Annotated in this window: 25 protein-coding genes; 16 read left to right on the top strand and 9 right to left on the bottom strand. The window is 69.0% G+C overall.

Translation table 11 applies throughout. From position 1 onward, the window contains the following. Positions 1–32: 32 nt before the first annotated feature. The gene (locus ACLB90_RS13495) at positions 33–2,348 is read right to left on the bottom strand and encodes a DUF1631 domain-containing protein (protein WP_411849980.1); all 2,316 of its coding nucleotides are present in this window, start codon (positions 2,346–2,348) and stop codon (positions 33–35) included. Positions 2,349–2,679: 331 nt separating this feature from the next. Here ACLB90_RS13495 and ACLB90_RS13490 point away from each other — a divergent pair, with 331 nt between their 5' ends. Genes ACLB90_RS13490 through ACLB90_RS13475 form a run of 4 tightly spaced genes read left to right on the top strand, consistent with a single transcriptional unit; the run spans position 2,680 to position 5,542 of the window. Then, the gene (locus tag ACLB90_RS13490) at positions 2,680–3,255 is read left to right on the top strand and encodes a nitroreductase (RefSeq protein WP_411849979.1); all 576 of its coding nucleotides are present in this window, start codon (positions 2,680–2,682) and stop codon (positions 3,253–3,255) included. A gap of 1 nt (position 3,256) precedes the next feature. Next, positions 3,257–4,207: a 5'-3' exonuclease H3TH domain-containing protein gene (locus tag ACLB90_RS13485; RefSeq protein WP_411849978.1), complete on the top strand. Its 951-nt coding sequence runs from the start codon at positions 3,257–3,259 to the stop codon at positions 4,205–4,207. Further along, positions 4,204–4,755, top strand: coding sequence for an NUDIX hydrolase (locus ACLB90_RS13480; protein ID WP_411849977.1), 552 nt, complete (start codon positions 4,204–4,206; stop codon positions 4,753–4,755). Before ACLB90_RS13485 ends, ACLB90_RS13480 begins: the two co-directional genes overlap by 4 nt. Continuing rightward, complete coding sequence (locus ACLB90_RS13475; RefSeq protein WP_411849976.1) at positions 4,748–5,542, top strand: N-formylglutamate amidohydrolase; 795 nt, start codon at positions 4,748–4,750, stop codon at positions 5,540–5,542. Before ACLB90_RS13480 ends, ACLB90_RS13475 begins: the two co-directional genes overlap by 8 nt. Positions 5,543–6,152: 610 nt before the next feature. Here ACLB90_RS13475 and ACLB90_RS13470 read toward each other — a convergent pair. Then, positions 6,153–7,571, bottom strand: coding sequence for an MFS transporter (locus ACLB90_RS13470; protein ID WP_411849975.1), 1,419 nt, complete (start codon positions 7,569–7,571; stop codon positions 6,153–6,155). A gap of 107 nt (positions 7,572–7,678) precedes the next feature. Here ACLB90_RS13470 and ACLB90_RS13465 point away from each other — a divergent pair, with 107 nt between their 5' ends. Then, the gene (locus ACLB90_RS13465) at positions 7,679–8,563 is read left to right on the top strand and encodes a LysR family transcriptional regulator (RefSeq protein WP_411849974.1); all 885 of its coding nucleotides are present in this window, start codon (positions 7,679–7,681) and stop codon (positions 8,561–8,563) included. 54 nt (positions 8,564–8,617) lie between these two features. Here the strand turns inward: ACLB90_RS13465 and pip are convergent, their stop codons facing one another. The 3 genes from pip to prmC are packed head-to-tail and all read right to left on the bottom strand — an operon-like array spanning position 8,618 to position 10,852. After that, positions 8,618–9,562: a prolyl aminopeptidase gene (gene pip, locus ACLB90_RS13460; protein WP_411849973.1), complete on the bottom strand. Its 945-nt coding sequence runs from the start codon at positions 9,560–9,562 to the stop codon at positions 8,618–8,620. Positions 9,563–9,603: 41 nt separating this feature from the next. Next, a complete protein-coding gene (locus ACLB90_RS13455) occupies positions 9,604–9,942 on the bottom strand; it encodes a DUF5713 family protein (protein ID WP_411849972.1) in 339 nt (112 codons plus the stop codon). 55 nt (positions 9,943–9,997) lie between these two features. Then, a complete protein-coding gene (prmC, locus tag ACLB90_RS13450; RefSeq protein WP_411849971.1) occupies positions 9,998–10,852 on the bottom strand; it encodes a peptide chain release factor N(5)-glutamine methyltransferase in 855 nt (284 codons plus the stop codon). Between the two features lie 349 nt (positions 10,853–11,201). On the opposite strand from prmC, the gene ahpC reads away from it, so the two are divergent. The 5 genes from ahpC (at position 11,202) to ACLB90_RS13425 (ending at position 16,115) form a co-directional block, all read left to right on the top strand. Next, the gene (ahpC, locus tag ACLB90_RS13445) at positions 11,202–11,765 is read left to right on the top strand and encodes an alkyl hydroperoxide reductase subunit C (RefSeq protein WP_411849970.1); all 564 of its coding nucleotides are present in this window, start codon (positions 11,202–11,204) and stop codon (positions 11,763–11,765) included. Between the two features lie 156 nt (positions 11,766–11,921). Beyond that, positions 11,922–13,514 (top strand): alkyl hydroperoxide reductase subunit F, encoded by a 1,593-nt coding sequence (gene ahpF, locus ACLB90_RS13440; protein ID WP_411849969.1) that lies wholly within the window; start codon positions 11,922–11,924, stop codon positions 13,512–13,514. An 89-nt stretch (positions 13,515–13,603) separates the two neighbouring features. Beyond that, a complete protein-coding gene (locus ACLB90_RS13435; protein ID WP_411849968.1) occupies positions 13,604–14,560 on the top strand; it encodes a LysR substrate-binding domain-containing protein in 957 nt (318 codons plus the stop codon). 139 nt (positions 14,561–14,699) lie between these two features. Further along, positions 14,700–15,104: a nucleoside diphosphate kinase regulator gene (gene rnk / locus ACLB90_RS13430; RefSeq protein ID WP_411849967.1), complete on the top strand. Its 405-nt coding sequence runs from the start codon at positions 14,700–14,702 to the stop codon at positions 15,102–15,104. 48 nt (positions 15,105–15,152) lie between these two features. Next, positions 15,153–16,115, top strand: a complete 963-nt coding sequence (locus tag ACLB90_RS13425) for a transaldolase (protein WP_411849966.1) — start codon at positions 15,153–15,155, stop codon at positions 16,113–16,115. Positions 16,116–16,300: 185 nt separating this feature from the next. Here the strand turns inward: ACLB90_RS13425 and msrA are convergent, their stop codons facing one another. Continuing rightward, on the bottom strand, positions 16,301–16,951 hold the full coding sequence (msrA, locus tag ACLB90_RS13420; protein ID WP_411852760.1) for a peptide-methionine (S)-S-oxide reductase MsrA: 651 nt from the start codon (positions 16,949–16,951) through the stop codon (positions 16,301–16,303). Between the two features lie 30 nt (positions 16,952–16,981). Next, positions 16,982–17,248, bottom strand: coding sequence for a DUF2007 domain-containing protein (locus ACLB90_RS13415; RefSeq protein ID WP_411849965.1), 267 nt, complete (start codon positions 17,246–17,248; stop codon positions 16,982–16,984). A gap of 226 nt (positions 17,249–17,474) precedes the next feature. On the opposite strand from ACLB90_RS13415, the gene ACLB90_RS13410 reads away from it, so the two are divergent. The 4 genes from ACLB90_RS13410 (at position 17,475) to ACLB90_RS13395 (ending at position 21,503) form a co-directional block, all read left to right on the top strand. After that, positions 17,475–19,223: a glutamine--tRNA ligase/YqeY domain fusion protein gene (locus ACLB90_RS13410; protein WP_411849964.1), complete on the top strand. Its 1,749-nt coding sequence runs from the start codon at positions 17,475–17,477 to the stop codon at positions 19,221–19,223. 196 nt (positions 19,224–19,419) lie between these two features. Next, positions 19,420–19,980 (top strand): nucleoside deaminase, encoded by a 561-nt coding sequence (locus ACLB90_RS13405; protein WP_411849963.1) that lies wholly within the window; start codon positions 19,420–19,422, stop codon positions 19,978–19,980. 24 nt (positions 19,981–20,004) lie between these two features. Next, positions 20,005–21,051: a 23S rRNA (cytidine(2498)-2'-O)-methyltransferase RlmM gene (gene rlmM / locus ACLB90_RS13400; protein ID WP_411849962.1), complete on the top strand. Its 1,047-nt coding sequence runs from the start codon at positions 20,005–20,007 to the stop codon at positions 21,049–21,051. A gap of 59 nt (positions 21,052–21,110) precedes the next feature. Next, the gene (locus tag ACLB90_RS13395) at positions 21,111–21,503 is read left to right on the top strand and encodes an EF-hand domain-containing protein (RefSeq protein WP_411849961.1); all 393 of its coding nucleotides are present in this window, start codon (positions 21,111–21,113) and stop codon (positions 21,501–21,503) included. A 25-nt stretch (positions 21,504–21,528) separates the two neighbouring features. Here ACLB90_RS13395 and ACLB90_RS13390 read toward each other — a convergent pair whose 3' ends face one another. Next, on the bottom strand, positions 21,529–22,704 hold the full coding sequence (locus ACLB90_RS13390) for a UbiH/UbiF family hydroxylase (RefSeq protein WP_411849960.1): 1,176 nt from the start codon (positions 22,702–22,704) through the stop codon (positions 21,529–21,531). Beyond that, on the bottom strand, positions 22,701–23,906 hold the full coding sequence (gene ubiH / locus ACLB90_RS13385; RefSeq protein ID WP_411849959.1) for a 2-octaprenyl-6-methoxyphenyl hydroxylase: 1,206 nt from the start codon (positions 23,904–23,906) through the stop codon (positions 22,701–22,703). Before ubiH ends, ACLB90_RS13390 begins: the two co-directional genes overlap by 4 nt. A 122-nt stretch (positions 23,907–24,028) precedes the next feature. Here ubiH and ACLB90_RS13380 point away from each other — a divergent pair, with 122 nt between their 5' ends. Together ACLB90_RS13380 and ACLB90_RS13375 are read left to right on the top strand one after the other, a co-directional pair. Beyond that, positions 24,029–24,613, top strand: a complete 585-nt coding sequence (locus ACLB90_RS13380) for a hypothetical protein (protein ID WP_411849958.1) — start codon at positions 24,029–24,031, stop codon at positions 24,611–24,613. A 14-nt stretch (positions 24,614–24,627) separates the two neighbouring features. Then, on the top strand, positions 24,628–25,182 hold the full coding sequence (locus tag ACLB90_RS13375; RefSeq protein WP_411849957.1) for a cob(I)yrinic acid a,c-diamide adenosyltransferase: 555 nt from the start codon (positions 24,628–24,630) through the stop codon (positions 25,180–25,182). Positions 25,183–25,196 lie beyond the last annotated feature (14 nt).

Genomic DNA, 25,196 nt, shown 5'->3' with positions numbered 1-25,196 from the left:
ATCGTAACCTGATCGGGGGGCGTGGGGTCGTCCTAGTGGACGGTGGCGTTCTTGGTGTCCAGGCGGTCGATCACGCCCTGCATGGCGCTGTCGAACGCACCATCGTCGATGTGCGCGCGCAGGCGGCCCAGGCGCACCATCACCGCCAGTTCTTCCGGCGAGGCCACGCAGAAGCGCACGCCGCGGCGGTTGACGAACAGCAGCCGCGAGGAAATCGGGCTGACCCAGGACAGCTTGCCGGCCTGCACCTTGCCGTCCTTGTCCACGAAGTCCAGCCAGCTGCCGATTTCCATGCCGCGGAAGCGGTCGGCATCGGCATTGTCGAAATCGCTGACATCCACCTTGCTGCCCAGTTCCACCGCCGGGGCTTCCTGCGCGGGCGGTGCCGGCAGGACCACCTGCGGCAGCTCCGGCAGCGCGCGTTCCAGTTCCGGGCGCGATTCGGCAATGCCCTGCAGGGTGTCGTGCAGCGCGTCGATGGCGCTGGTGGCGGCGTCGGCATGCACGCCAACGCTGGCAAACACCTTGCGCAATGCCGGGTGCCAGGCCTGCAGCCACGGCTTGCCGACGATCTGGCGGCGCGCTTCGGCCACCTCGTCCAGCAGCCCGTCGGCCAGGGCCAGCGCCTCGCCAACCGATGCGCCGTCTTCGCCTTCGCGAAGCACGCTCAGGGTGAGGTGATGCTGCCACGGCTGGCGCAGAAACTCGCCGATGGCCTGCGGCAGGGTGGCATCGGCAATGCGGCGGTCCAGTTCGGCGGCCGCGCGGGTGCGCGCCATCTCCAGTTTTTCCTGGCCGCGCTGGGTCTCAGCGGCACGCCGCTCGGCGATTTCGATCCGGCGCCGGTGCTGGGCCAGGAAATCGCGGAATTCTTCTTCCAGGGTGAGGAAGATGGCCAGGTTCTCGTTGAACTCGGCCACCAGCCGTTCAATGATCTCCTCGACCTTGCCCATCAGCACGCGCTCGGCCTGGCTCTCGCCGGTATTGCCTTCGCAGGCTTCGGCCAGCGAGTTGAGCAGCTTGCGCGCCGGGTGGGTCTTCTGCACGAACATGCGGCGGTCGAGCATGGCGACCTTGACGAAGGGCACCACCAGGCGACCAATCAGCTCGCGCGAGCGGCCTTCGAGGTCGCGCTCGTCCAGCATCACATCGAACAGCATGCCAACCAGGTCGATGGCGTCCTCGTCCTGCGGGTCCAGCCGGGCCTGGCCCGGGTCCACGCCAAGCCGGGTGGCACCGGACAGCACTTCGCTCTTCAGACGCTGGGCCAGCGACTCGCCGTCCTCGCCGATCGCCGCGCGCAGGGTGGCGCTCGGCGTGGCCTGCAGCAGCGACAGCACCGACATCATTTCGCGCTGGCTGAGCGGCCGCTGCTGGCCCACCGCCACGCTCGCGGCGGAGGTGGCGTCTTCGCGCACATGGCGGGTCTGCTGCAGCAGTTCATGCAGCGCTTCCAGCAACATGCCCTGGTTGCCGCTCAGGCCGTCGGCGCCGTCCGCGCCGCCGGCATAGCTGCTGGCGCCCTGCGAGGACTGCATGCGGCCACGGCTTTCGGCCCAGCGGTCGGCGAAACGCCGGGCCCAGGCCGGCGCCGCGGCGTCGTCGTTGCCCTGCTGCGCCGTATCCAGCGCGTCGACCAGGTCGTCCAGTTCATCGCGCGGCGTCGGCGGGCGCGGTGCCGGGCGCCGCGGCGCGGCCATCTGCGGCATCACACCGGCAGCGGCCAGTTGTTCGTCCACTTTTTCGTAGCGCTTGCCGATCGGGGCGTGCAGGTCGCGTTCGCACAGTTTGATCAGCACCAGCCGCACTTCAGGCGCCAGTTCACAGTCGGCGAAGGCTTCGTGGATGGCGACGCCGATGTGTTCGGGGCTGATCGGATTGGTGTCCGGGTTCAGTTCCAGGCCACCGGCAATCATGCCCAGGCGACGGTCCAGGCGCGCCAGTACCGGCTTCCAGTCGCGCAGCAGCACGGTGGCGAAATTGCGCACCGCCAGCCGCGATTCCAGCACGTGCTCGGGCACCAGGCTCAAGCCGTCCTCGATCTGGCCGGCCAGAGTGGCTTCGGCCGAGAGCGGCTCGCCCTGCTCCAGCGCCAACCAGGCCCGGGCCAGATGGGTACGGAAGCCGACCACGATGTCGTCGCGGCGGCGGCGCAGTTCGCGCATGCCATCCAGGAACAGCAGCTGCGACGCGCCAGCGGTGCCGGCACGGTCGAACAGCACATCGTCAAAGCGCGCCAGAACGGTCGCGAACGACTCGGTCAGCGCCGGCAGCGCCGCATCGCGCGCAAGCGTCAGCAGCGCGGCGTTGCGACCCGGAAGGCCCGTAGCAGTGGGCGTGGCGATCATGCGAAAAGGCTCCCCACCCTCGCAGGCACTCTAAGCAGCGTGAATACAGCCGACGCAGGTACACCCCATGCACCTGCGTACGGATCGTAGGCCGGCCGGCCGGTAGCGGACAGTGAAGCAGTCCTCACTTCATACCTCATGACCGGGGCGCCGGCAGGCCTTGTATCGTACGGGGAGCCGTCGCGGGAAGCGAGTACAGCCACGTGAACGCCTCCCGTTAATTAGGTGATGTTCATCACGTTTTGTCGCAAATTGCACCGAGAACGCCCAAAGCCGTGTCACAAACTGCCGCGACTATAATGGGAGGCCCGTGAAAGCCGATCGAGATCCCATGCTGCTTCCCGCTGCGTTGCAGGCGCTGGACATGCGCCGTTCCGTCCCCGCCCGTCACCTGGGCGAGCCCGGGCCGGACCCGCAGACGCTGGCGCGGATGCTCGCCGCGGCCGTGCGCGTGCCCGACCACGGCAAGCTGGTGCCATTCCGCTTCCTGCGGATCACCGGCGATGCACGTCACACTCTTGGCACCTTCCTGGCCGAGCGCAGCCGGCAGCGTGATCCCAACGTCGCCGAGGCGCAGCTGGAGAAGGATCGCCAGCGGTTTTCCCATGCCCCGCTGGTCATCGTGGTGGTCAGCCGGCACACGCCGAGCCCCAAAGTGCCCGAGCAGGAACAGCTGATGACCGCCGGCTGCGTCTGCTTCGCCCTGCTGCAGGCCGCGCAGGCGTTCGGTTTCGGCGCCCAGTGGCTGACCGCCTGGATGGCCTTCGATCCGGCCGTCCATGCCCATCTGGGCCTGGCCGCGAACGAAGGCATCGCCGGCTTCATTCATATCGGCACGCCGAAGACGGTGGCGCCCGAGCGCGACCGTCCGGACCCGGCGGCCCTGCTGCAGGACTGGAACGGCTGAGATGAGCGTTCCGTCCCCCGCCGTGGCGCCGCGCCCACCGCTGTATCTGGTGGATGCCAGCCTGTATGTGTTCCGCGCCTGGCACTCGATGCCCGACGAGTTCCAGGACCAGCAGGGCTGGCCGACCAATGCCGTGCACGGTTTTGCCCGCTTCCTGCTCGACCTGCTCGAGCGCGAACGCCCGCGGCACATTGCCATCGCCTTCGACGAGGCGCTGGACAGCTGCTTCCGGCACCGCCTGTATGCGGCCTACAAGGCCAACCGCGACCCCGCACCGGATGCGCTGCGCCGCCAGTTCGCGCACTGCAAGGCGCTGTGCGTGGCGCTCGGGCTGGCGGTGCTGGCCCACTACGAATACGAGGCCGACGACCTGATCGGCAGCGCCCTGCACGCACGCCGCGAGGCGGGCATGCGCGGGGTGATCGTCTCCGCCGACAAGGACCTGTCGCAGTTGCTGTTCGAGCACGACGAACAGTGGGACTACGCGCGCAACCAGCGCTGGGGCATGGCCGGGGTCAAGGCCCGCCACGGCGTGCACGCCCACCAGATCGCCGACTACCTGGCGCTGTGCGGCGACGCGGTCGACAACATTCCCGGCGTGACCGGGGTGGGCGCCAAGTCCGCTGCGGTGCTGCTGGCCCACTTTGGCAGCCTGGACGCCCTGTACGATCGTCTCGACGAAGTGCCGTTCCTGCGCCTGCGTGGCGCCGCGCAGATGGCGGTGCGCCTGCGCGAGCAGCGCGAGCACGCCCTGCTGTGGCGGCAGTTGACCACGATCGCGCTGGATGCGCCGCTGGACGGCGGCCCCGCCGACTTCAGCCGGGTCAGCGCCGATGCGCAGATGCTGCAGGGCCTGTGCGATGCGTTGCGGTTCGGGCCCCTGACCCGCCGCCGCCTGTTCGCCGCCGCCGGCCTGTCCGATTCCCCTTCCGTTGCCAGCGAGTTCGCATGAGCCCCAACACGCAAGCCCCCAAGGTCGTCTACGAAGGCAAGTACCAGCGCATGGTCGTGCGCGGCACGTGGGAATACAGCGAGCGTACCCACGCCGGCGGCCTGGCCGCGATCATCATCGCCGTCACCCCCGAGGACAACGTGCTGTTCGTCGAACAGTTCCGGGTGCCGCTGCAGGCCAACACCATCGAGATGCCGGCCGGACTGGTCGGCGACATCGACGCCGGCGAGTCGATCGAGGTCTCGGCCGTGCGCGAACTGGAGGAAGAAACCGGCTGGACCGCCGCGCACGCTGAAGTGCTGATGATCGGCCCGACCTCCTCGGGTGCGAGCAGCGAGCAGATCGCGTTCGTGCGCGCCACCGGTCTGCGCAGGATCGGCGAGGGCGGCGGCGACGACAGCGAGGACATCACCGTGCACGAAGTGCCGCGCACGCGCGCGGCGGCGTGGCTGGTCGAGAAAATGGGCCAGGGTTACGCCCTGGACGCCAAGCTGTGGGCCGGGCTGTGGATGATCGAGCACCACCTGGACGGCACCCCGCGTGGCTGATTCGTTTGCCCCGCCGCTGCACGCCGCCGCGCTGCTGGCGCCGTCGGACCCCGCGCCGTTCACGGTGCACCAGGCGCAGGGTCGTTCGCCGTTCCTGCTGATCGCCGACCATGCCGGCCGGCAGGTGCCGGCCGCGCTGGCCAGCCTGGGCCTGCCGCAGGCCGAGTTGGACCGGCACATCGGCTGGGACATCGGCATTGCCGGTGTCACCCGCGCGCTGGCGGGCCTGCTGGATGCCTGGGCCATCGAGCAGACGTACTCGCGCCTGGTGATCGACTGCAACCGCCCGCCCGGTGCGCCGGGCCGGTTTGCACCGGTCAGCGACCACACCGTGGTGCCCGGCAACCAGGCCCTGGATACCGCCGCGCAGGATGCACGGGTGCGGGAGATATTCGATCCCTACCACCAACGCATCGCCACTGAACTAGATGCGCGGTCCGCCGCCGGCATCCCCACCATCCTGATCGCCATGCACAGCTTCACCCCGGCGATGCAGGGCGTGGCACGGCCGTGGCACGCCGGCGTGCTGTACCAGCGCGATGCGCGCTTCGCGCATGCGCTGCTGCACGCGCTGCGGGCCGAAGGCGACCTGGTCGTGGGCGACAACCAGCCGTACGCAGTCAGCGACGCCACCGATTACGCGATTCCGGTGCATGCCGAGGCACGTGGGCTGGCGCACGTGGAACTGGAGATCCGCCAGGACCTGATTGCCGACAGCGCCGGGCAGACCGCGTGGGCACAGCGCCTGGCACGCGTGCTCAAGCAGCTCGAACCCGCCTTCGCGTAGAGCCGGGCTCTGCCCGGCGGTTCTCCGTTCCGGCACCGGAAACCGCGCGCTGCGCGCGATAGCCGACCAACGGTCGGCTCTACCGCCGGACAACCTGCGCTACGCCCCGTAGAGCCGGGCTCTGCCCGGCTGCTCTCCGTTCCGGCACCGAAAACCGCGCGCTGCGCGCGATAGCCGACCAACGGTCGGCTCTACCGGGGGCTGCGGAAACCGCGCGCTGCGCGCCGTAGAGCCGGGCTCTGCCCGGCTGCTCTCCGTTCCGGCACCGGAAACCCCCGCGCTGCGCGCGATAGCCGACCAACGGTCGGCTCTACCGCCGGACAACCTGCGCTGCGCCCCGTAGAGCCGGGCTCTGCCCGGCTGCTCTCCGTTCCGGCACCGGAAAACCCCGCGCTGCGCGCGACAGCCGACCAACGGTCGGCTCTACCGGGGATCTGCGGAAAACCGCGCGCTGTGCGCGATAGCCGACCAGCGGTCGGCTATACCCGGGGCTGCGGAAACCCCGCGCTGTGCGCGATAGCCGACCAACGGTCGGCTCTACCCGGGGGCTGCGGAAACCTCGCGCTGCGCGCGATAGCCGACCAACGGTCGGCTCTATCGGGGGCTGCGGTCAGGCGGTGGCGCGCTGTGCGGCCGGGTCTTGCTGCGGCCGCAGCCACAGTGCCACGGCCACGCCCAGCAGCGCGAAGGCGGCTGCGCCGTACTGCGCGTTCACCAGCCCCTGCAATGCCTCCACGCTGCTGCCGCCGGCCGTTGGGCTGCGCCCGGCGTTGGCCAGCATCACCAGCAGCGCCAGGCCCAGCGCGCCACCGATCTGCTGGGCGGTGGCGGCCATGCCCGACGCCACACCCTGCTGCGCGGCCGGAACGCCCTGCCCGGCCACGATCCACATCGCCGTCCAGGTCATGCCCTGGCCGATGCTGAGCACCACGATGCCGGGCAGCAGTGCCCAGTACGTCGCCCCGTACGGCAGTGCGACCGCCACGGCCGCGATGCCGATGGCGCCGGCGGCCATGCCGCGTGCCAGCACCTGGCGGGGCGAGCGACGGATGAGCATGCGTTCGGTGATGCGGATTCCGAAGGTGCACACCAGCGTGGGCGGCAGGAACGCCAGCCCGGCCTGCAGCGCGCTCCAGCCGTAGCCATCCTGGAAGTACAGCGCCAGGAAGTAGTACTGCACGCCGAAGCTGCTCATGAACACACAGGTCAGCAGCATCGCAGCGCGCAGGCTGCGCAGGCGCAAGAGGGCGAACTGCATCAACGGATCGCGGCTGCGCTGCTCGATCTGCACGAAGGCGGCCAGCAGCACCGCCGACAGTCCCAGGCAGACCAGCGTGCGCGGTGCCAGCCACCCCCACTCCGGCCCCTGCACGAGGGTGGTGACCAGCAGACTGCCGCCCAAGGTCACGGTGAGGCAGCCGGCCAGATCGAAGGAGCGCCCGGCCTGCGGTGCCGGGTCGCGCGGCAGCCACCAGCCCCCCAGCACCGCACAGGCGCTGGCGAACGGCACGATCACCAGCAGCACGGACGCCCAGCCGAAGCTCTGCGTGAGTACCCCGCCGAGCAGCGTGCCCAGCGCCAGGCCACCGGCGCTGGCCATCGACCAGATCGCCAGCGCGCGGTTGCGTGGCGCGCCCTCGGCGTACAGCGTGTTGATCAGCGACAACGTGGCCGGGAACAGCAGGGCCGCCCCCATGCCCTGTGCCGCACGCGCGGCGATCAGCAGCCAGGCACTGCTGCTGAAGCCGCCCACCAGCGAGGCCAGCGCGAACAGCGCCATGCCCAACCGGTAGACCCGGCGCCGCCCAAGCAGATCCGCCGCGCGGCCGCCCAGCAGCAGGCAGCCGCCGAAGGCCACGGTGTAACCGCTGACGATCCACTGCAGCTGCTGTGCGTTGATCTGCAGCTGCACGCCCATCTCGTGCAGGGCCACGAAGATGATGGTCGCGTCCAGCGCGATGATCAGCTGGGCCATTGCCAGCAGGGTGAGCGCCAGGCGGGGCGGGAAGGAACGCAGGGTGTCGGTCATGCCAGTCGGTACGGGGGAAAGGCGGGCAGTCTCATTGATGACGCAGAACAAATAAACCCGGATACTTCGATTTCTGTCATGCATTTTCGCATCAATCGAGGGCGGGCATGGATCTCAATGCGGTGCGCATGCTGGTACAGGTTGCCGAGGCGCGCAGTTTCACCGTGGCCGCCGGCCAGCTCGGGGTCAGTCAATCCGGGCTGTCGCGCGCGATCAGCCGGCTGGAGGGCACGCTCGGCGTGCGCCTGCTCCACCGCAACACGCGCAACGTCAGCCTGACCCCTGACGGACAGCAGTTCGTGGCGCATTGCGCGCCCCTGCTGAGCGGCCTGGAGGATGCCGAACGGCGCCTGGGCGACCGCCCGTGCATGCCCTCCGGCGTGCTCAAGGTTACCGCCCCCTCGATGTTCGGTCGCAAGGTGCTGGTGCCGCTGGCCGGGCAGTTGATGGGCGCGCATCCGCACCTGCAGCTCGATCTGGTGCTCAACGACCGCCTGGTCGATCTGGTCGAGGAAGGCTTCGATGCCGCCCTGCGTACCGGGCCGATCAGCGACGTGCGGATGGTGGCGCGCCCGCTGCGGCCGCTGCACTGGGTGACGGTGGCCTCCCCGGCCTACCTGGCCCGATGCGGTGCACCGGCCACGGTGGACGATCTGCGCGGTCATGCCTGCCTGGCGGTGCGCAACCTGCGCAGCGGGCGGCTGGTGGACTGGCAGTTCCGCGACGGCGACGGGCTGCGTGACGTCACCCCGCCGGCGCGGATGGTGTTCGACAGTGGCGACCCGCTGGTGGAAGGCGCGCTGGCCGGCGTCGGGATCGTGCAGGTGATGGATTTCGCGGTGGCCGATGCACTTGCCGACGGCCGCCTGCAGCGCGTGCTGCAGCCGTTCGAAGGCCGCAGCCGCGCGTTGTCGCTGGTGTATCCGCCGTCGCGCCAGGCCTCGCCGAAACTGAAGGTACTGGCCGAGGCGCTGCTGGCCGGCAACTGGTAGCAGCAGGTCGATGCCCACCGATGCGGCGCAGGCCGCACCGGTGGGACCGGCCGATCAGCCGGCGAAGCGATCGGTGGCGCGCACCAGCGCGTCCACGTTCTCCGCTTCGAAGGCCGAGTGGCCCGAGGCCGGGCTGATTTCCAGCGTGGATTTCGGCCACGCCTTGTGCAGTTCCCACGCGTTCTGCAGCGGGCACACCACGTCGTAGCGGCCGTGCACGATCACGCCGGGAATGTCGGCGATGCGATGTGCGTCGCGCAGCAGCTGCTCTTCCACGTCGAAGAAGCCGCCGTTGACGAAGTAGTGGTTCTCGATGCGCGCGAAGGCCAGCGCAAACTGCGGGTCTTCATGGCTGTTCACGAAGTCGTCGTCCACGTGCAGGAAGCTGGTTGCCCCTTCCCACACGCTCCACGCCTTGGCGGCGGCGAGGCGGGTGGCCTCGTCATCGCTGGTCAGGCGGCGGTGGAAGGCCGAGATCAGGTCGTGACGCTCCACGGCGGGAATCGGCTTGAGGTAGTGCTCCCACGCGTCCGGGAACAGGCGGTTGGCGCCTTCCTGGTAGAACCATTCCAGCTCCCAGCGGCGCAGCATGAAGATGCCGCGCAGGACCAGTTCGGTCACGCGCTGCGGGTGGGTCTGGGCGTAGGCCAATGCCAGGGTGGAGCCCCAGCTGCCGCCGAAGACCTGCCAGCGATCCACCTTGAGGTGCTCGCGCAGTTTTTCGATATCGGCCACCAGGTCCCAGGTGGTGTTGTCCACCAGGTCGGCATGCGGCGTGGAACGGCCGGCACCGCGCTGGTCGAACAGGATGATGCGGTACTTGGCCGGGTCGTGGAACTGGCGCATCTTCTCGCTGCAGCCACCACCCGGGCCACCGTGCAGCATCACCACCGGCTTGCCGTCGGGGTTGCCGCACTGTTCGAAATACAGCGTGTGGCGATCATCGACCTTCAGGCTGCCGACGTCGTAGGGGGTGATGGCGGGGTACAGCGTACGCATGACGGAACTCCGTTGTTGGGGACAGGCACGCACGGGCGGGTTTACCACTCGCGCGGGCTGATCAGGTCTTCGACATCCACATCGAACCCGTAGCTGCGCGCGATGAAATCGACATCGCTGCCGATGTTGTCGCGTGCCACGGTTTCCAGTTCGCTGCCCTGCGCTTCGAACGCTTCGCCGAGCACGTTGAATTCAAGCGTGGCGGCGTGGGTCAGCGCGCACAGCGCAGCCGCGTCGGACGGCGGCTCGCGCTCGATGCGCTCGCACAGGCGCAGCAGGATCTGCCGGCCCTGTTCGACCAGCGGCGCGGGAAAATAGCTGTCCTGACGCATGTCGTGCAGGAACGGGTGGGCCAGAACCTTGGCATTGCGAAGCAGCATGGCGCGTCCTTTCGGGTGGAACGCCATTCTACCCACGGCATTGTTGCCGCTGGGTTCAAACCACGCCGGGCAGACAGCCGCAGGTCACCCGATCACGCTGTTCGAGATCGCGCACGGTGGACACGCGATCAAAGCCGGCCTGTTCGAACAGCACGCGGATGGCTGCGCCCTGGTCCCACCCATGTTCGATCAGCAGCCAGCCACCGGGCAGCAGGTGCGCGCCGGCGCCCGCGACGATCACGCGGATGTCGTCCAGACCGTCCGGCCCGGAGGCCAGTGCGCTGGCCGGTTCATGGCGCAGATCGCCCTGCAGCAGGTGCGGGTCGTCACTGGCGATGTAGGGCGGATTGCTGACGATCAGCGCGACGCGCTGACCCGCCAACGCGGCATACCAGGACCCCGCGACGAACACCACGTTGTGCAGCCCGTTCGCGGCCGCGTTGCGACGCGCCACCTCAAGGGCATCGGCGCTGGCGTCGGTCGCGATGATGCGGGCCTGCGGCCGTTCACTGGCCAGTGCCAGGGCGATCGCACCGCTGCCGGTGCCCAGGTCGGCCACGGCCAGCGGGGTGGCCAGCGGCAGCCGCTCCAAGGCCAGTTCAACCAGCAGTTCGGTTTCCGGGCGCGGGATCAGCGTGGCCGGACTGACCGCCAGGTCCAGCGTCCAGAAACCGCGCCGTCCGAGCAGATAGGCGACCGGCTCACCGGCCTGGCGGCGCGCCAGCAGGGCCTGGAAGGCGGCCACGGCGTCCGCGTCGAGAACGTCGGTGGCATGCGCGAACAGCCAGCTGCGCGGGTGCCCCAGCACGTGCATCAGCAGCAGTTCGGCCTCATGCCGCCCCTCCACGCCGGGCAGGGTGGCGGCGGCGTCGGCCAGCAGCTGTCGAACGTCGCGCGGGGCGGCAGTCATGGCGGGGATCGTGCAGGAACGGGCGCGCAGTGTAGTGCACCGCCATCACGCGGCAGGCGCCGGCGGCCACGCCCGCACGCCGCGACGCAGGGACGGGCTGAGCGGTTCGTTCAGGATTCAGGCTGGGCGGATAAATGCTGGCTATGGCGCCGATGGGCGGCTGGACCGCCCATGTCATTGCACTGCAATGGTTTCGGGGGATATCCACACAGGGATTCATCTTCGGATCAGCACCTCTCGATAGACTGTAACTATCGTATAGATGCAATCAATGGATTGTCCTTATGGGAATGGAGCCGCTAACCTGTGTTGGTCGCTTCACCCACCCCCTTCACCAAGAGGAACAACGATGTCGCTCATCAACACCCAGATCCAGCCGTTCGAAGCCAACGCCTACCAGAACGGCGAGTTCATCAAGGTCTCCGACAGCACCCTGAAGGGCCAGTGGTCCGTGCTGATCTTCATGCCGGCCGCGTTCACCTTCAACTGCCCGACCGAAATCGAAGACGCCGCCGATCATTACGCCGAGTTCCAGAAGGCCGGTGCCGAGGTGTACATCGTCACCACCGACACCGAGTTCTCGCACAAGGTGTGGCATGAAACCTCGCCGGCCGTGGGCAAGGCCCAGTTCCCGCTGGTCGCCGATCCGACCCACACCCTGACCAACGCCTTCGGCGTGCACATTCCGGAAGCGGGCCTGGCCCTGCGCGGCACCTTCATCATCAACCCGGAAGGCGTGATCAAGACCCTGGAGATCCACTCCAACGAGATCGCCCGTGACGTCTCCGAGACCCTGCGCAAGCTCAAGGCTGCCCAGTTCACCGCCGCCAACCCGAACCAGGTGTGCCCGGCCAAGTGGAAGGAAGGCGAGAAGACCCTGACCCCGTCGCTGGACCTGGTCGGCAAGATCTAACCGCAACGCCCCATCCCCATTCCCGTTTCGACGGGAGTGGGGGTGAACCCAAGCCGGTGCCGCGATGCGCCCGTTTCGGTTCACCCCCACGCTGCGCAGATGCACCTTCGGGGTACGTCGACGCTGTCCCCTTGCCTGAATCAAGGAGTTTTTTCGATGTTGGATGCCAACCTCCAGTCCCAGCTCAAGACCTACCTGGAACGCGTCACCCGTCCGATCCAGATCACGGCCCACGTGGACGACGGCGCCAAGTCGCAGGAAATGCTGGAGCTGCTCAACACCCTGACCACCCTGTCGGCGCAGATCCAGCTGGACGTGCGCCGCGATGGCAGCGAGCGCACCCCCTCCTTCGCGCTGACCACCCCGGGGCAGGACATCCACCTGGCCTTCGCCGGGCTGCCGATGGGTCACGAGTTCACCTCGCTGGTGCTGGCCCTGCTGCAGGTGGGCGGGCACCCGTCCAAGGCCACCGCCGAGCTGATCGAGCAGGTGCGCAACCTGGACGGCGACTACCGCTTCGAAACCTATTTCTCGCTGTCCTGCCAGAACTGCCCCGATGTGGTGCAGGCGCTGAACCTGGCGGCGGTGCTCAACCCGCGCATCCAGCATGTCGCCATCGACGGCGCGTTGTTCCCGGCCGAAGTCGAGGCGCGCCAGATCATGTCGGTGCCCACGGTGTACCTCAACGGCGAAGTGTTCGACCAGGGCCGCATGAGCCTGGAGCAGATCGTGGCCAAGCTGGACACCGGCTCGGGCAAACGCGACGCCGAGAAGATCGCCGCCAAGGCGCCGTTCGACGTGCTGGTGGTCGGCGGTGGCCCGGCCGGCGCCGCGGCAGCGATCTACGCGGCGCGCAAGGGCATCCGGACCGGCGTGGCGGCCGAGCGTTTCGGTGGCCAGGTGCTGGATACGATGGCCATCGAGAACTTCATTTCGGTGAAGGAGACCGAGGGCCCCAAGCTCGCCGCCGCGCTGGAACAGCATGTGCGCGAGTACGAGGTGGACATCATGAACCTGCAGCGCGCCACCGCGCTGGTGCCGGCCGGCGATGACGGGCTGGTCGAGATCAAGCTGGAGAACGGCGCGTCGCTGAAGTCGCGTTCGGTGATCCTGTCCACCGGTGCGCGCTGGCGCCAGATGAACGTGCCCGGCGAAGCGCAGTACCGCAACAAGGGCGTGGCCTACTGCCCGCACTGCGACGGCCCGCTGTTCAAGGGCAAGCGCGTGGCGGTCATCGGCGGCGGCAATTCGGGCGTCGAGGCGGCCATCGACCTGGCCGGCATCGTGTCGCATGTGACCCTTCTGGAATTTGATGACACACTGCGCGCCGATGAGGTCCTGCAGAAGAAGCTGCGCAGTCTGGGCAACGTCACCGTCATCACCAGCGCCCTGACCCAGGAAGTTCTGGGCGACGGGCAGAAGGTAAGTGGTCTGGTATATCAGGATCGCGTCGGCGGCGATGCGCATCGGATCGAACTGGAAGGGATTTTCGTGCAGATCGGCCTGCTTCCGAACACCGAGTGGCTGAAGGACACCGTGGCGCTCTCTCCGCGCGGCGAAATCCTCATCGACGATCGTGGCCAGACCAGCGTTCCCGGCGTATTCGCAGCAGGAGATTGCACCACCGTGCCGTACAAGCAGATCGTCATCGCAATGGGCGCCGGCTCTACCGCCGCACTGAGCGCGTTCGATCACCTGATCCGTTCTTCTGTTCCCAAGAGCAGCGGCGCCGTCGCCGAAGCTGCCTGATCTGTGTCGCTCCCGGCTGCATCGGGAGCGTCTTCTGCCCGCTGGGTAAACCACGCCATCACCCGGTCCATACCCCTAGAGGTCTAAGGATGAACCTACGTGATCTGAAGTATCTTGTGGCCCTGGCTGACCATCGCCATTTTGGCCGCGCTGCTGCCGCCTGTTTCGTCAGCCAACCCACGCTGTCCACCCAGATCCGCAAGCTGGAGGACGAGTTGGGGTTGCCGCTGGTCGAGCGAGCGCCGCGCAAGGTCATGCTGACCCCTGCCGGCGTGGAAGCGGCCGCGCGTGCGCGCACCATCGTGGCCGAGGTCGAGCAGATGAAGGAAGCGGCGCGGCGCAGCCGCGACCCCGAAGCCGGCACCGTGCGCCTGGGCATTTTCCCGACGCTTGGCCCGTACCTGTTGCCGCACGTGATTCCCAACATCCGCGAGCGCTTCCCGCACCTGGAACTGCTGCTGGTGGAGGAGAAGAGCGACGAGCTGTTGACCCGCCTGCGCGAAGGCAGGCTGGATGCGGCGCTGCTGGCGCTGCCGCTGGACGATGACCAGCTGCACGCCGAGTTCCTGTTCGAGGAACCGTTCCTGCTGGCGGTATCCGGCCAGCATCCACTGGCCCTGCGCCACCACCTGGATGTGCAGGAATTGTCGGCGCAGAAGCTGCTGCTGCTCGAAGACGGCCACTGCCTGCGCGACCAGGCCCTGGCGGTATGCCGCCTGTTCGGCGCCAACGAGAAATCCGAGTTCCGCGCCACCAGCCTGGAAACCCTGCGCCAGATGGTGGCCGCCGACGTCGGCATCACCCTGATGCCAACGCTGTCGGTGAAGCCGCCGGTACCGCGCTCGGAGAACATCCGTCTGCTGGATTTCAACGGCGACGACCGCCCCAGCCGCCGCATCGCGATGGCCTGGCGACGCAGTTCGGCGATGAGCGGCTTCCTGGATCAGCTCGCCCAGCAGTTCAAGCGACTGCCGCAGGAACTGTTCACGCTGCAGGCCGGCGACAGCGGCGTGCTGCCGGCAGCCGTTCCGCAGCGCCCGGCCTGAGGCTGCCTGAACCGCCCAACGGGCAGGCGGATCGGCACGGGTCGCATCCGCCTGCGATTGTCAGCACAATAGAACCAGGCGGCGCCAGCAGGCGCCGCCTTTTGCATGGGCCATCAACAAATACGCAAGGAGCTTCACCATGTCCACATCCAGCGGACTGCCCCCGTCGATCATTGTTTCCAGCCACGATATGGATCGCCTGGAAGCGATGCTCGACGCCCCCGCCGTCGGCCAGACGCCGGCCGCGATCGCGCTTGCCAAAGAACTCAACCGCGCCACCGTGATGGCACCGGACGCGATGCCCGACGGCACCGTCATGATGCATTCGCGCGTGGAGTGCGAAGATGAGCTGCAGAACGAAAAACACGTGCTGACGCTGGTCTACCCCCGCGAAGCCGACGTGGAACAGGGCAAGGTCTCGATCCTTGCGCCGGTGGGCACCGCCCTGCTGGGCCTGTCGGTTGGCCAGAGCATGGACTGGGATGCCCCGGGCGGCCGCAAGCTGCGCCTGCGCGTCACCGCCGTCCACAACCCGAATTCCTGAACCGCGCTGCGTTGCGCGCCGGTTCTTCCGTCCCCTCCAGGAGTGGCAATGAACACCGTTTCTCCGTCCAAACTCACCCAGTTGCGTGATCTCTCCGTCGTGGTGGCCGATACCGGCGACTACGAGGCGATCAAGCGCTTGAAGCCGGTCGACTGCACGACCAACCCGACGCTGGTGAAGAAGGCGCTGGACCTGCCGGTGTACGCCGATCTGATCGAGAGCGCGCTGGCGTGGGGGCGTGGGCAGTCCGGCGAGCGCGAAACCATCGTGCACGCCGTGGCCGACCGCCTGACCGTTGGCGTGGGCACGCTGCTGAGCACGCTGGTGCCGGGCCGGGTGTCCACCGAGGTGGATGCCGACCAGGCCCACGACACGGAGGCCACGGTGGCCAAGGCGCGCCAGTTCATCGCCATGTACGAGGCGGCCGGCGTGCCGCGCAGCAAGGTGCTGATCAAGATCGCCGCCACCTGGGCGGGCGTGGAAGCAGCGCGCCAGCTGCAGGCCGAAGGGATCGACTGCAACCTGACGCTGATCTTCAATCCGACCCAGGCCCTGGCCTGCAGTGAAGCCGGTGCGTTCCTGATTTCGCCGTTCGTCGGCCGCATTCTGGACTGGTACGTGGCCAACGGGCAGACCCCGGCAACCATCGACGACGATCCGGGTGTGGTGTTCGTGCGCGGCGTGTATGCCGAGTTCAAGCGCCGCGGCTCGCCGACGGTGGTGATGGGCGCCTCGTTCCGCTCGACGGCGCAGATCGAGGCGCTGGCCGGCTGCGACCGCCTGACCATTTCGCCGGACCTGCTGGAGAAGCTGGACGCCGACCACGGCGACCTGCCGCGCATGCTCGTCGCCGGTGCCGCCGAACCGGTCACCGCACCGCCGATCGACGCCACCCGGTTCGCGACCGACCTGGCCGCCGACCCGATGGCCACCGAGAAGCTGGCCGCCGGCATTGATGCGTTCGCCAAGGACCTGGACGCCCTGCGCCAGACGATCCGCGAACGGCTGTAAGCGACAGCGCGTTGCTGGACGCCGAGGCGGGACGGACGCAGTGACTGCATCCGTCCCGTTTTTGTCTGGATGTGTGCCCGTTGCGGGCGTCCTGATGGCGTTGTGCCCGGGCAGAGCGCGATGGATCCCTTGCCGGGCAGAGCGCATCGGATCCCTTGCCGGGCAGAGCCCGGCACTACGGGTGTTTAGGCATCTACGCCGATCGGGCAGCTTACGCCGGTGCCGCCTATGCCGCAGTAACCGTTCGGGTTCTTGGCCAGGTACTGCTGGTGGTAGTCCTCGGCGTAGTAGTACGCGGGGGCCGGGAAGGCGATGTCGGTGGTGATGGCGCCATAGCCGGCGTCGCTCAGCCGCTGCTGGTAGGCATCGCGGCTGGCCAGCGCGGCCTCGTACTGGGCCTGGCTGGTGGCATGGATCGCCGAACGGTACTGGGTACCGGTGTCGTTGCCCTGGCGCATGCCCTGGGTGGGGTCATGGTTTTCCCAGAACACCTGCAGCACCTCGGCCAGGCTGATGATGGCCGGGTCGAAGACCACCTCCACGATCTCGGTATGCCCGGTCAGACCCGAGCAGACTTCTTCGTAGGTGGGATTGGGGGTGCTGCCGCCGGCATAGCCCACCGAGGTGGAATACACGCCCGGCAGGGTCCAGAACTTGCGCTCGGCGCCCCAGAAGCAGCCCATCGCCACGCGGATGCGCTGCAGGCCGGCAAAGCCGTCCTTGAGCGGGTGGCTGTTGACGTAGTGCTGGTTGTGCAGCGGCAGGGGATGCTCCCGGCCCGGCAGGGCCTCGTCCGGGCGCGGCAGGCGCTGCTTGAACGCGCCGATGCCCAACAGGCCCTTGGCAATTCCCAACATGGCGGTCTCCTAGGCCGGCAACAGGCCGGCGCTTTCGTCACCGTCGAATATGGGGGCATCCTGCGGGCCGCCCAAGTCCAGCCCGGTCACGATCGCCTCGGCCTCGGGCCGCGCCAGGTCCGGCACACAGACCCGCAGCACACCGAACAGGGGCAGTTCGCCCATGCCGCCCAGCAGGGACTCGCCGAACACGAAGGCCGGGATGCCGGCGTCCTCCAGCGCATGCTTGACCAGATGGGCGTCGAACAGGTTGTCGGCCTGGTAGATGACGTGCATGGGGGAGCTCCAGCGGATGTGGGTGCAGGATACCCCGCCGCGGCCCCCACCCACCCGCAACGCCGGCCGCTGGCCGGCTCCACACGCGCCGCCCAGCCGTAGTGCCGGCCGCTGGCCGGCTCCACGCGCGGCCCCACCCATTCGCAATGCCGGCCGCCGTTTAGCCTGGCGCGTTGCGACAGGCTAAACTGTTGGTCTTTCTGCCTGTTAACTGCGACCGCGCATCATGTCCGAGTCTACCGCCACCCCCACCGACGCCCTTCCGGAAACCCACGAAAAGCGGGATTTCATCCGTCAGATCGTCCGCGAGGACCTGGCTGCCGGCAAGCATGCCGCGATCAAAACGCGCTTCCCGCCGGAGCCCAACGGCTACCTGCACATCGGCCATGCCAAGTCGATCTGCCTGAACTTCGGCATCGCCGGCGAGTTCGGCGGCGTGTGCAACCTGCGTTTCGACGATACCAACCCGGCCAAGGAAGACCCCGAGTACGTGGCGGCGATCCAGGACGACGTGCGCTGGCTGGGCTTTGAGTGGAACGAGCTGCGCCATGCCTCGGACTACTTCGACGCCTACTACCTGGCCGCCCAGAAACTGATCCGCGATGGCAAGGCGTATGTGTGCGACCTGTCGGCCGAGGAAGTGCGCGCCTACCGCGGCACCCTGACCGAGCCGGGCCGCCCGTCGCCGTTCCGCGACCGCAGCGTGGCGGAGAACCTGGACCTGTTCGCCCGCATGCGCGCCGGCGAATTCCCGGACGGTGCACGCACCGTGCGCGCGAAGATCGACATGGCCAGCGGCAACATCAACCTGCGCGACCCGGCCCTGTACCGGATCAAGCACGTCGAGCATCAGAACACCGGCAACGCCTGGCCGATCTACCCGATGTACGACTTCGCGCATGCGCTCGGCGACTCGCTCGAGGGCATCACCCACTCGCTGTGCACGCTGGAGTTCGAAGACCACCGCCCGCTGTACGACTGGTGCGTGGACAACGTGGACTTCGCGCACGACGACGCGCTGACCGCCCCGCTGGTCGAGCGCGGGCTGCCGCGCGAAGCGGCCAAGCCGCGCCAGATCGAATTCTCGCGCTTGAACATCAACTACACGGTGATGAGCAAGCGCAAGCTGATGGCGCTGGTCACCGAACAGCTGGTGGATGGCTGGGAAGACCCGCGCATGCCGACCCTGCAGGGCCTGCGCCGCCGCGGCTACACCCCGGCCGCGATGCGCCTGTTCGCCGAGCGCGTGGGCATCAGCAAGCAGAATTCACTGATCGATTTCAGCGTGCTTGAAGGCGCGCTGCGCGAAGACCTGGACAGCGCCGCCGCGCGCCGCATGGCGGTGATCGATCCGGTCAAGCTGGTGCTGACCAACCTGCCCGAGGGCCACGCGGAGACGCTGACCTTCTCCAACCATCCCAAGGACGAGGCGTTCGGTACCCGCGAGGTGCCGTTCGCACGCGCGCTGTGGATCGAACGCGAGGACTTCGCCGAGATCCCGCCGAAGGGCTGGAAGCGCCTGGTGCCGGGCGGCGAAGTGCGCCTGCGCGGTGCCGGCATCATCCGCTGCGATGAGGTGATCAAGGATGCCGACGGCACCATCACCGAACTGCGCGGCTGGCTGGACCCGGACTCGCGCCCGGGCATGGAAGGCGCCAACCGCAAGGTCAAGGGCACCATCCACTGGGTCAGCGCGGTGCACGCGGTGCCGGCGGAGATCCGCCTGTACGACCGCCTGTTCTCGGTGCCCAACCCGGACGACGAATCCGACGGCAAGACCTACCGCGATTACCTCAATCCGGCGTCGCGCCGCACCGTCACCGGCTATGTTGAACCGGCCGCGGCCAGCGCCGCGCCGGAGCAGTCCTTCCAGTTCGAGCGCACCGGCTACTTCGTCGCCGATCGCCGCGACCACACCGCGGCCACGCCGGTGTTCAACCGCAGCGTGACCCTGCGCGATACCTGGTCGGCGTAAGCCGTCCCTGCCGGTGCCTGGCACCGGCCACGTTCCAGCGGAGCCCTGCACCGGCAGGGCCTTCGCCCCGGCAGTCCCGAACCCGGCGCACGCCCTGCGCCGGCAGGCCCGTGGCCGCGTTCAGCGCGGGCACGGCATCCCTACGCACGGCCCGATACACTGCCGCTGCTCCGTCCCAGAAGAGGCCCACGCCCCGATGCTGTACGCGCAAGTCCACCTCACCCTGCCCGCCTGGATCCACGACCAGATCGACCTCAGCCGCGCCTATCCCGGCGATGCCGACAAGGTCGCGCTGGCGATCGAACTGTCGCGCCTGAATGTCGAGGCGCAGACCGGCGGTCCGTTTGGCGCGGTGGTGTTCGGCCCGGACCATCGCGTCATCGCCGCCGGCGTCAACCGCGTGGTGCCGCATACCACCTCGCTGGCGCATGCCGAGAACATGGCCTACATGCTGGCCCAGCAGCGCCTGCAGACCCCGCGCCTGAACGATGTGCTGAGCCCGATCACGCTCGCCACCTCCTCGCAGCCGTGCTGCCAGTGCTATGGCGCCACCGTCTGGGCCGGCATCGACCGCCTGCTCATAGGTGCCAGCGCACAGGATGTGGAAGAGCTCACGGCGTTCGACGAAGGCCCGCTGCCGGCCGACTGGGTTGGCGAACTCAACCAGCGCGGCATCGAGGTGGTGCGCGATATCGAGCGCGACGCGGCACGCGCCGTGCTGCGCCAGTACGGGGAGACCAACGGTGCGCATTACTGACCGCCGCGCTTCGGGCGCGATTCGATGAGCGGCCTGCTGTGTCTGTGCCGCCAGGGCTTCGAGCCCGAACTGGCCGGTGAACTGTCCGAGCGCGCCGCGTATGCCGGCATCGCCGGGTATGCGCGCACCCAGCGCAATGATGGCTACGTGCTGTTTGCCACCGACGAAGGCGCCGCGCTGTCCAAGGCATTGCCGTGGCGTTCGCTGATCTTCGCGCGGCAGAAGCTGGTGGTGCTGGCCGAACTGCGCGACCTGGACCCGAGTGACCGCATCACCCCGATCCTGGCCGCGCTGGCGGGCCAGCTGCGCTTCGGCGACATGTGGGTGGAACACCCGGACTCCGACGAAGGCAAGCCGCTGGCCGGGCTGGCCCGCGCGTTCGGCAACGCGCTGCGCCCGGCACTGCGCAAGGCCGGGCTGCTGACCGACAAGGCCAACACCGCCCTGCCTCGCCTGCACATCGTGTTCGTGGACGGGCGCCATGCCTTTGTGTGCGTCGCCGACACCCGCGACAGCGCGCCCTGGGCACTGGGCATCCCGCGCCTGAAGCTGCTGCCCGATGCACCGTCGCGTTCGGCTCTCAAGCTGGATGAGGCGCTGCTCACCCTGATGACGCCCGACGAGCGCGAGAAGCTGGTGGTACCGGGCATGCGCGCGGCCGATCTCGGCGCCGCACCGGGTGGCTGGACCTGGGTGCTCACCCGCCAGCACGTCCATGTGATCAGCGTGGACAACGGCCCGCTGCGCGACCATGTGCTGGAGACCGGGCTGGTCGAGCACCTGCGCGCCGACGGCTTCCACTGGCAGCCGGAAACGCCGCTGGACTGGATGGTCTGTGACATGGTCGAACAGCCGCGTCGGGTTGCCGAGCGCATGGCCACCTGGTTCCGCGAGGGCTGGTGCCGCCACGCGATCTTCAACCTCAAGCTGCCGATGAAGAAGCGCTGGGACGAGACCCGCATGTGCCTGGACCTGTTCCAGGAGCAGGCCGACAAGCCGCTGGTGGTGCGTGCCAAGCAGCTGTACCACGACCGTGAGGAAATCACGGTGCTGGCCTCGCCGTTGCGATGACCCGCCCGACGCGCCACCTGCGGGCGCGTCGGCGTTTCCCCTTTGATCCGGAGATCGCCATGCGACGTCTTTCCAGCCTGGCCCTGTTGCTGTGGGTGCCGGCGGTTGTCTGTGCCCAGGTCCATACCCCACCCCCGGCCATCAGCGCACCGCTGCGCGAGGTCCCGGTCAGCGTGCGCACCCAGCCGCTCGCGCAGGGCAAGGTCACCCACCAGGTGACGCTGCCGGCGCCGGCCGGTGAGGCCGAGGTCACGGTGCGGTCGGTGCAGCCGGTGGCCGTGGTTGGCCAGTACCGGTTCGCCTTCCAGGCGCTCGACGTGGATGGCGACGGCTTCATCAGCCGCGAAGAGGCGCAGGCCAATCCCGCGCTGGCCGATGAATTCACCGCGCTGGATGTAAAGCGTCGCGGCAAGCTCGACCGCGCCGACCTGGCCGGCTGGCTGGTCGACTAGCAACGCGGCCGGGCGGCGGCCGCTGCTACACGCCGGCCGCGCGCTTCCAGAACATCGACACCAGCGGCGGCAGCTTGCCGGCGCAGCCCAGCGCGCGGCCGCGCGCCAGGGTGAGGTGCATTTCGTCGTTGGAGAACACCGTGTTGATGGCGTCGAAACCATAGGCGGCCACGGTGTTCTCGCTGCGCCGTTCGCGTGCCCAGCGCTGCAGCCGGTGCGGCGACATCCAGTCCTGGCGGCGCTGCTGCGCATCGCGGACCAGGCCACGCAGCGCGGCAACGTCGCGCAGACCGAGGTTCACGCCCTGCCCCGCTAGCGGATGCACCACGTGCGCCGCATCGCCCAGCGCGAGCACGCGGCCAGCCACATAGGCAGTCGCCAACTGGCGACGCAGCGGGAAGGCGGCGCGCCGCGAGGCCGGCATCATCGCTCCCAGGCGGCCGGCAAAGGCCGCGGTCAGTTCGCGCCCGAAGGCCGCGTCGTCCAGCGCCAGCACGCGCTCGGCCTCCGCGTCGGGAAGGGTCCAGACGATCGAGCTGCGCCGTGTTCCGGTCGGCAGTACGGCCAGCGGGCCGGTGACCAGGAAGCGCTGCCAGGCGGTGGCTTCGTTGTCGCGTTCGGTGTCCACATAGGCCACCACACCGCGCTGGCCGTAGTCCTGGCGGACCACCTCCAGGCCCGCCAGCCGGCGCAGGGTCGACTCGGCGCCATCGGCGGCGATCGCCAGCGACGCCTCCAGGCGACGGCCATCCTCCAGCCGCAGCCGCACGCCCTGCGCGTCCTGCTCCAGCGCTTCCACCCGCCCGGGGCAGCACACCTGCACGCCGGCGGCAGGCAGCGCCGCCCACAGGCGGTCCACCAGCAGATCGTTCTCGACGATCCAGCCCAGCTGCTGGCGCCCGAGGGTATCGGCGTCGAAACGCAGTTCGTCGCCACCGGCCGCATCCCAGACCCGCATGCGCCGGTAGGCGCAGGCGCGCGCATGGCGCACCGCCGGCCATACGCCCAGTGCGTCGAGCAGCTGCGCGTTGTCGGGCGCGAACGCGTACACGCGCAGGTCCGGCTGCTGCGGCTGCCATTGCGCCGGCTCACGGCCTTCAACCAGTGTCACGTCCAGACCGGCATCGGCCAGCGCCAGCGCGCAGGTCGCACCGACCACGCCGCCGCCCACCACGATCACATCGCGCGCGCGCCGGCTCATGCCGCGCCCTCCCGGCACAGTGCCGGCACTTCGCCGCGGAACCCCATCGCGCCGCCGACCAGCATCGACTGCATCGGCGTGGCCTGCGCGGCCAGCAGCCCGAGGCTGCGCAGCGGCCGCATCAGCGGCGCCGGATTGCTGGTCAACCGGGCCAGCCCACCGGAGAAGGCAATGGTCTGCTCGCGGTCGTCCGCGCGGCGGCCCACGTGTGCGGCCAACAGCGCATCGCTGCCCGGGTCGTCGGCCGTGGCGACCAGTTCGGCCAGGGTCAGTGCATCGCGCAGGCCCAGGTTGAAGCCCTGCGCACCGAGCGGATGGATGGTCTGCGCGGCATTGCCCAGCAGCACCGCGCGTTCGCCCACCAGCGACTGCGCCAGCACCTGGATCAGCGGGTAGGCGCTGCGCGGGCCGCTGTCCAGCAGCCGCCCGGCACGCCACCCGATCGCATCCTGCAGGCGCTGCAGCCACGCGGCATCGTCCAGCGCCAGCACCGCCTCGGCCTGCGCCCGGGCCACGCCGTGCACCGCACCGTAGTGGCGGTCGCCGCGCGGCAGCAGCGCAGTGGGGCCGGTATCGGTGAAGCGCTCGTAGGCGGTGCCGTCGGGCGCGCGCGCCGCGCGCACCCGCGACACGAACAGGGTCTGCTCGAAATCATGTTCGTCCACGCCGATTCCCAGCGCGTCGCGCACGCCGCTGCGGGTGCCATCGGCGCCCACCACCAGGCGCGCCAGCAGGCAACGCTCACCGCCGTCGTCGGCGATGAACACTTGGCGATGGCCATCCACGGTATCGCCGAGGCGGACGAAGCGGGCCGGCCGGTAGCGGGTCAGGCGGGTCAGCTCGTCGAGGCGGGTTTCCAGCGCCTGGCCGAAATCGCGCGCCACCACCACCTGGCCGAACCACGGCCGCTGGTACTGCGCCGCCTCCATCTGCACGCGACCGAAATCGCCCGCCCGGCTGACATGGATGCGGGTGATCGCACCAACGGCCGTGCCCAGCCGCTGCATCACGCCCAAGGCGGTCAGCGCATTGACCGTGGCCGCCGCAAAACTCAGGTTGCGCTGGTCGAACACGGCCGGCAACGTCCCCGCCGGGGTGGCCTCCACCAGGCCGACGTCGCGCCCGGCGCGGTCCAGCGCGATGGCCAGACTGGCGCCAACCAGCCCACCGCCTACGATCACCACATCATGTCGTTCACTCATGCCGCCATGATAAGCGGCCACCGCGATCCGCGCCGCCCCGCTGCGGCCGGCGCCGTGGCCGGTGCGCCCGGCCGGGCCGGGGCAGGGCTAGAATGGACGCTGAATCCCCACCCGTCGCCGCCATGACTTCCACCGCTCAACGCGCCTTCGTCCTGTCCGTGCTCGTGCTGCTCATGGCGGCCACCCGGGTCAATCACTTCGCCGCGATTCCCGATGCGTCGTGGGCGGTGTTCTTCCTGGGCGGCTTCTACCTGCGCGCGTGGACGCGCTGGGCGTTCCCGCTGCTGATGGCGCTGGCGCTGCTGGTGGACGTGCTGGTGATCCGCAGCGCCGGCATGGCCTACCTGCAGCATTACTGCGTCTCGCCGGGCACCTGGATGCTGCTGCCGGCCTATTTCGCCCTGTGGGCCGGCGGCATGCTGCTGCGCCAGCACTACCACGGCGCCAGCTGGACGGCGCTGGGCAAGGGCGCGCTGCTGCTGGTGGCCGCGGTGGCGGTGTGCCACCTGTTCGCGCAGGGCGGCTTCTACTGGACCAGCGCCAACGTCCCCGTGCCCACCGTGGCCGGCTGGGCCAGCAACTACGGCGACTGGTACCTGCCCTACCTGCGTACCGCCGCGATCTACGTCGGCCTGGCCGCCGCGCTGCAGCTGGCCACCGAACAGGTGGCCAAGCTGCTGCAGGCGCGCCGCGACATCCTGCACTGAGCGCTGGAGCCGCCGTGGGCAATCGCCTTTCCCGCATCTATACGCGTACCGGTGACGATGGCAGCACCGGCCTGGGTGATGGTAGCCGTGTGCCCAAGGATGCCGCCCGGGTCCAGGCCTACGGCACGGTGGACGAGGCCAACTCGGCGCTGGGCGTGCTGCTGGCGGTGGAACTGCCGGCCGACGTCCGCGCGCTGCTGACCACGATCCAGCACCAGCTGTTCGACCTCGGCGGCGAGCTGTGCATCCCCGGCCATGCCGCCATCCATGCCGCCGACATCGAGGCGCTGGAGGCCCGGCTGGATCATTTCAACGCCGACCTGCCCGCCCTGAAGGAGTTCATCCTGCCGGCCGGTGGCGAGGCCGCCGCACGCTGCCACCTGGCCCGCACCATCGTGCGCCGTGCCGAACGCGAGACGGTCACCCTGGCCGCCCTGGAGCCGGTGCGGAGCGAAGCGATCGGCTACCTCAACCGCCTGTCGGACCTGCTGTTCGTGCTGGCGCGCGTGCTGGCGCGCGCCGATGGCCAGGGCGATGTGCTGTGGCGCCACGAGCGCCGGCACGCCTGAGCCCCTACCGGAAC

The sequence above is a fragment of the Stenotrophomonas sp. LGBM10 genome (assembly GCF_046736075.1).
In the GTDB taxonomy this organism is placed as follows: Bacteria; Pseudomonadota; Gammaproteobacteria; order Xanthomonadales; family Xanthomonadaceae; genus Stenotrophomonas.
Note: the sequence above shows the minus strand (reverse complement) of the source record. Positions and strands in the feature narration are given on the sequence as shown.

Bases quoted from the DNA above. Each gene is read 5' to 3' on its own strand.
- rlmM (WP_411849962.1), top strand. From the start codon at position 20,005: ATGAGCGGCCTGCTGTGTCTGTGCCGCCAGGGCTTCGAGCCCGAACTG.
- ACLB90_RS13435 (WP_411849968.1), top strand. From the start codon at position 13,604: ATGAACCTACGTGATCTGAAGTATCTTGTGGCCCTGGCTGACCATCGC.
- ACLB90_RS13485 (WP_411849978.1), top strand. From the start codon at position 3,257: ATGAGCGTTCCGTCCCCCGCCGTGGCGCCGCGCCCACCGCTGTATCTG.
- ACLB90_RS13455 (WP_411849972.1), bottom strand. From the start codon at position 9,942: ATGCTGCTTCGCAATGCCAAGGTTCTGGCCCACCCGTTCCTGCACGAC.
- ACLB90_RS13410 (WP_411849964.1), top strand. From the start codon at position 17,475: ATGTCCGAGTCTACCGCCACCCCCACCGACGCCCTTCCGGAAACCCAC.
- ACLB90_RS13425 (WP_411849966.1), top strand. From the start codon at position 15,153: ATGAACACCGTTTCTCCGTCCAAACTCACCCAGTTGCGTGATCTCTCC.
- ACLB90_RS13480 (WP_411849977.1), top strand. From the start codon at position 4,204: ATGAGCCCCAACACGCAAGCCCCCAAGGTCGTCTACGAAGGCAAGTAC.
- rnk (WP_411849967.1), top strand. From the start codon at position 14,700: ATGTCCACATCCAGCGGACTGCCCCCGTCGATCATTGTTTCCAGCCAC.
- ACLB90_RS13405 (WP_411849963.1), top strand. From the start codon at position 19,420: ATGCTGTACGCGCAAGTCCACCTCACCCTGCCCGCCTGGATCCACGAC.
- ACLB90_RS13490 (WP_411849979.1), top strand. From the start codon at position 2,680: ATGCTGCTTCCCGCTGCGTTGCAGGCGCTGGACATGCGCCGTTCCGTC.
- ACLB90_RS13465 (WP_411849974.1), top strand. From the start codon at position 7,679: ATGGATCTCAATGCGGTGCGCATGCTGGTACAGGTTGCCGAGGCGCGC.
- ACLB90_RS13390 (WP_411849960.1), bottom strand. From the start codon at position 22,704: ATGAGCCGGCGCGCGCGCGATGTGATCGTGGTGGGCGGCGGCGTGGTC.
- ACLB90_RS13380 (WP_411849958.1), top strand. From the start codon at position 24,029: ATGACTTCCACCGCTCAACGCGCCTTCGTCCTGTCCGTGCTCGTGCTG.
- ubiH (WP_411849959.1), bottom strand. From the start codon at position 23,906: ATGAGTGAACGACATGATGTGGTGATCGTAGGCGGTGGGCTGGTTGGC.
- ACLB90_RS13395 (WP_411849961.1), top strand. From the start codon at position 21,111: ATGCGACGTCTTTCCAGCCTGGCCCTGTTGCTGTGGGTGCCGGCGGTT.
- prmC (WP_411849971.1), bottom strand. From the start codon at position 10,852: ATGACTGCCGCCCCGCGCGACGTTCGACAGCTGCTGGCCGACGCCGCC.
- ahpF (WP_411849969.1), top strand. From the start codon at position 11,922: ATGTTGGATGCCAACCTCCAGTCCCAGCTCAAGACCTACCTGGAACGC.
- ahpC (WP_411849970.1), top strand. From the start codon at position 11,202: ATGTCGCTCATCAACACCCAGATCCAGCCGTTCGAAGCCAACGCCTAC.
- ACLB90_RS13495 (WP_411849980.1), bottom strand. From the start codon at position 2,348: ATGATCGCCACGCCCACTGCTACGGGCCTTCCGGGTCGCAACGCCGCG.
- ACLB90_RS13470 (WP_411849975.1), bottom strand. From the start codon at position 7,571: ATGACCGACACCCTGCGTTCCTTCCCGCCCCGCCTGGCGCTCACCCTG.
- pip (WP_411849973.1), bottom strand. From the start codon at position 9,562: ATGCGTACGCTGTACCCCGCCATCACCCCCTACGACGTCGGCAGCCTG.
- ACLB90_RS13415 (WP_411849965.1), bottom strand. From the start codon at position 17,248: ATGCACGTCATCTACCAGGCCGACAACCTGTTCGACGCCCATCTGGTC.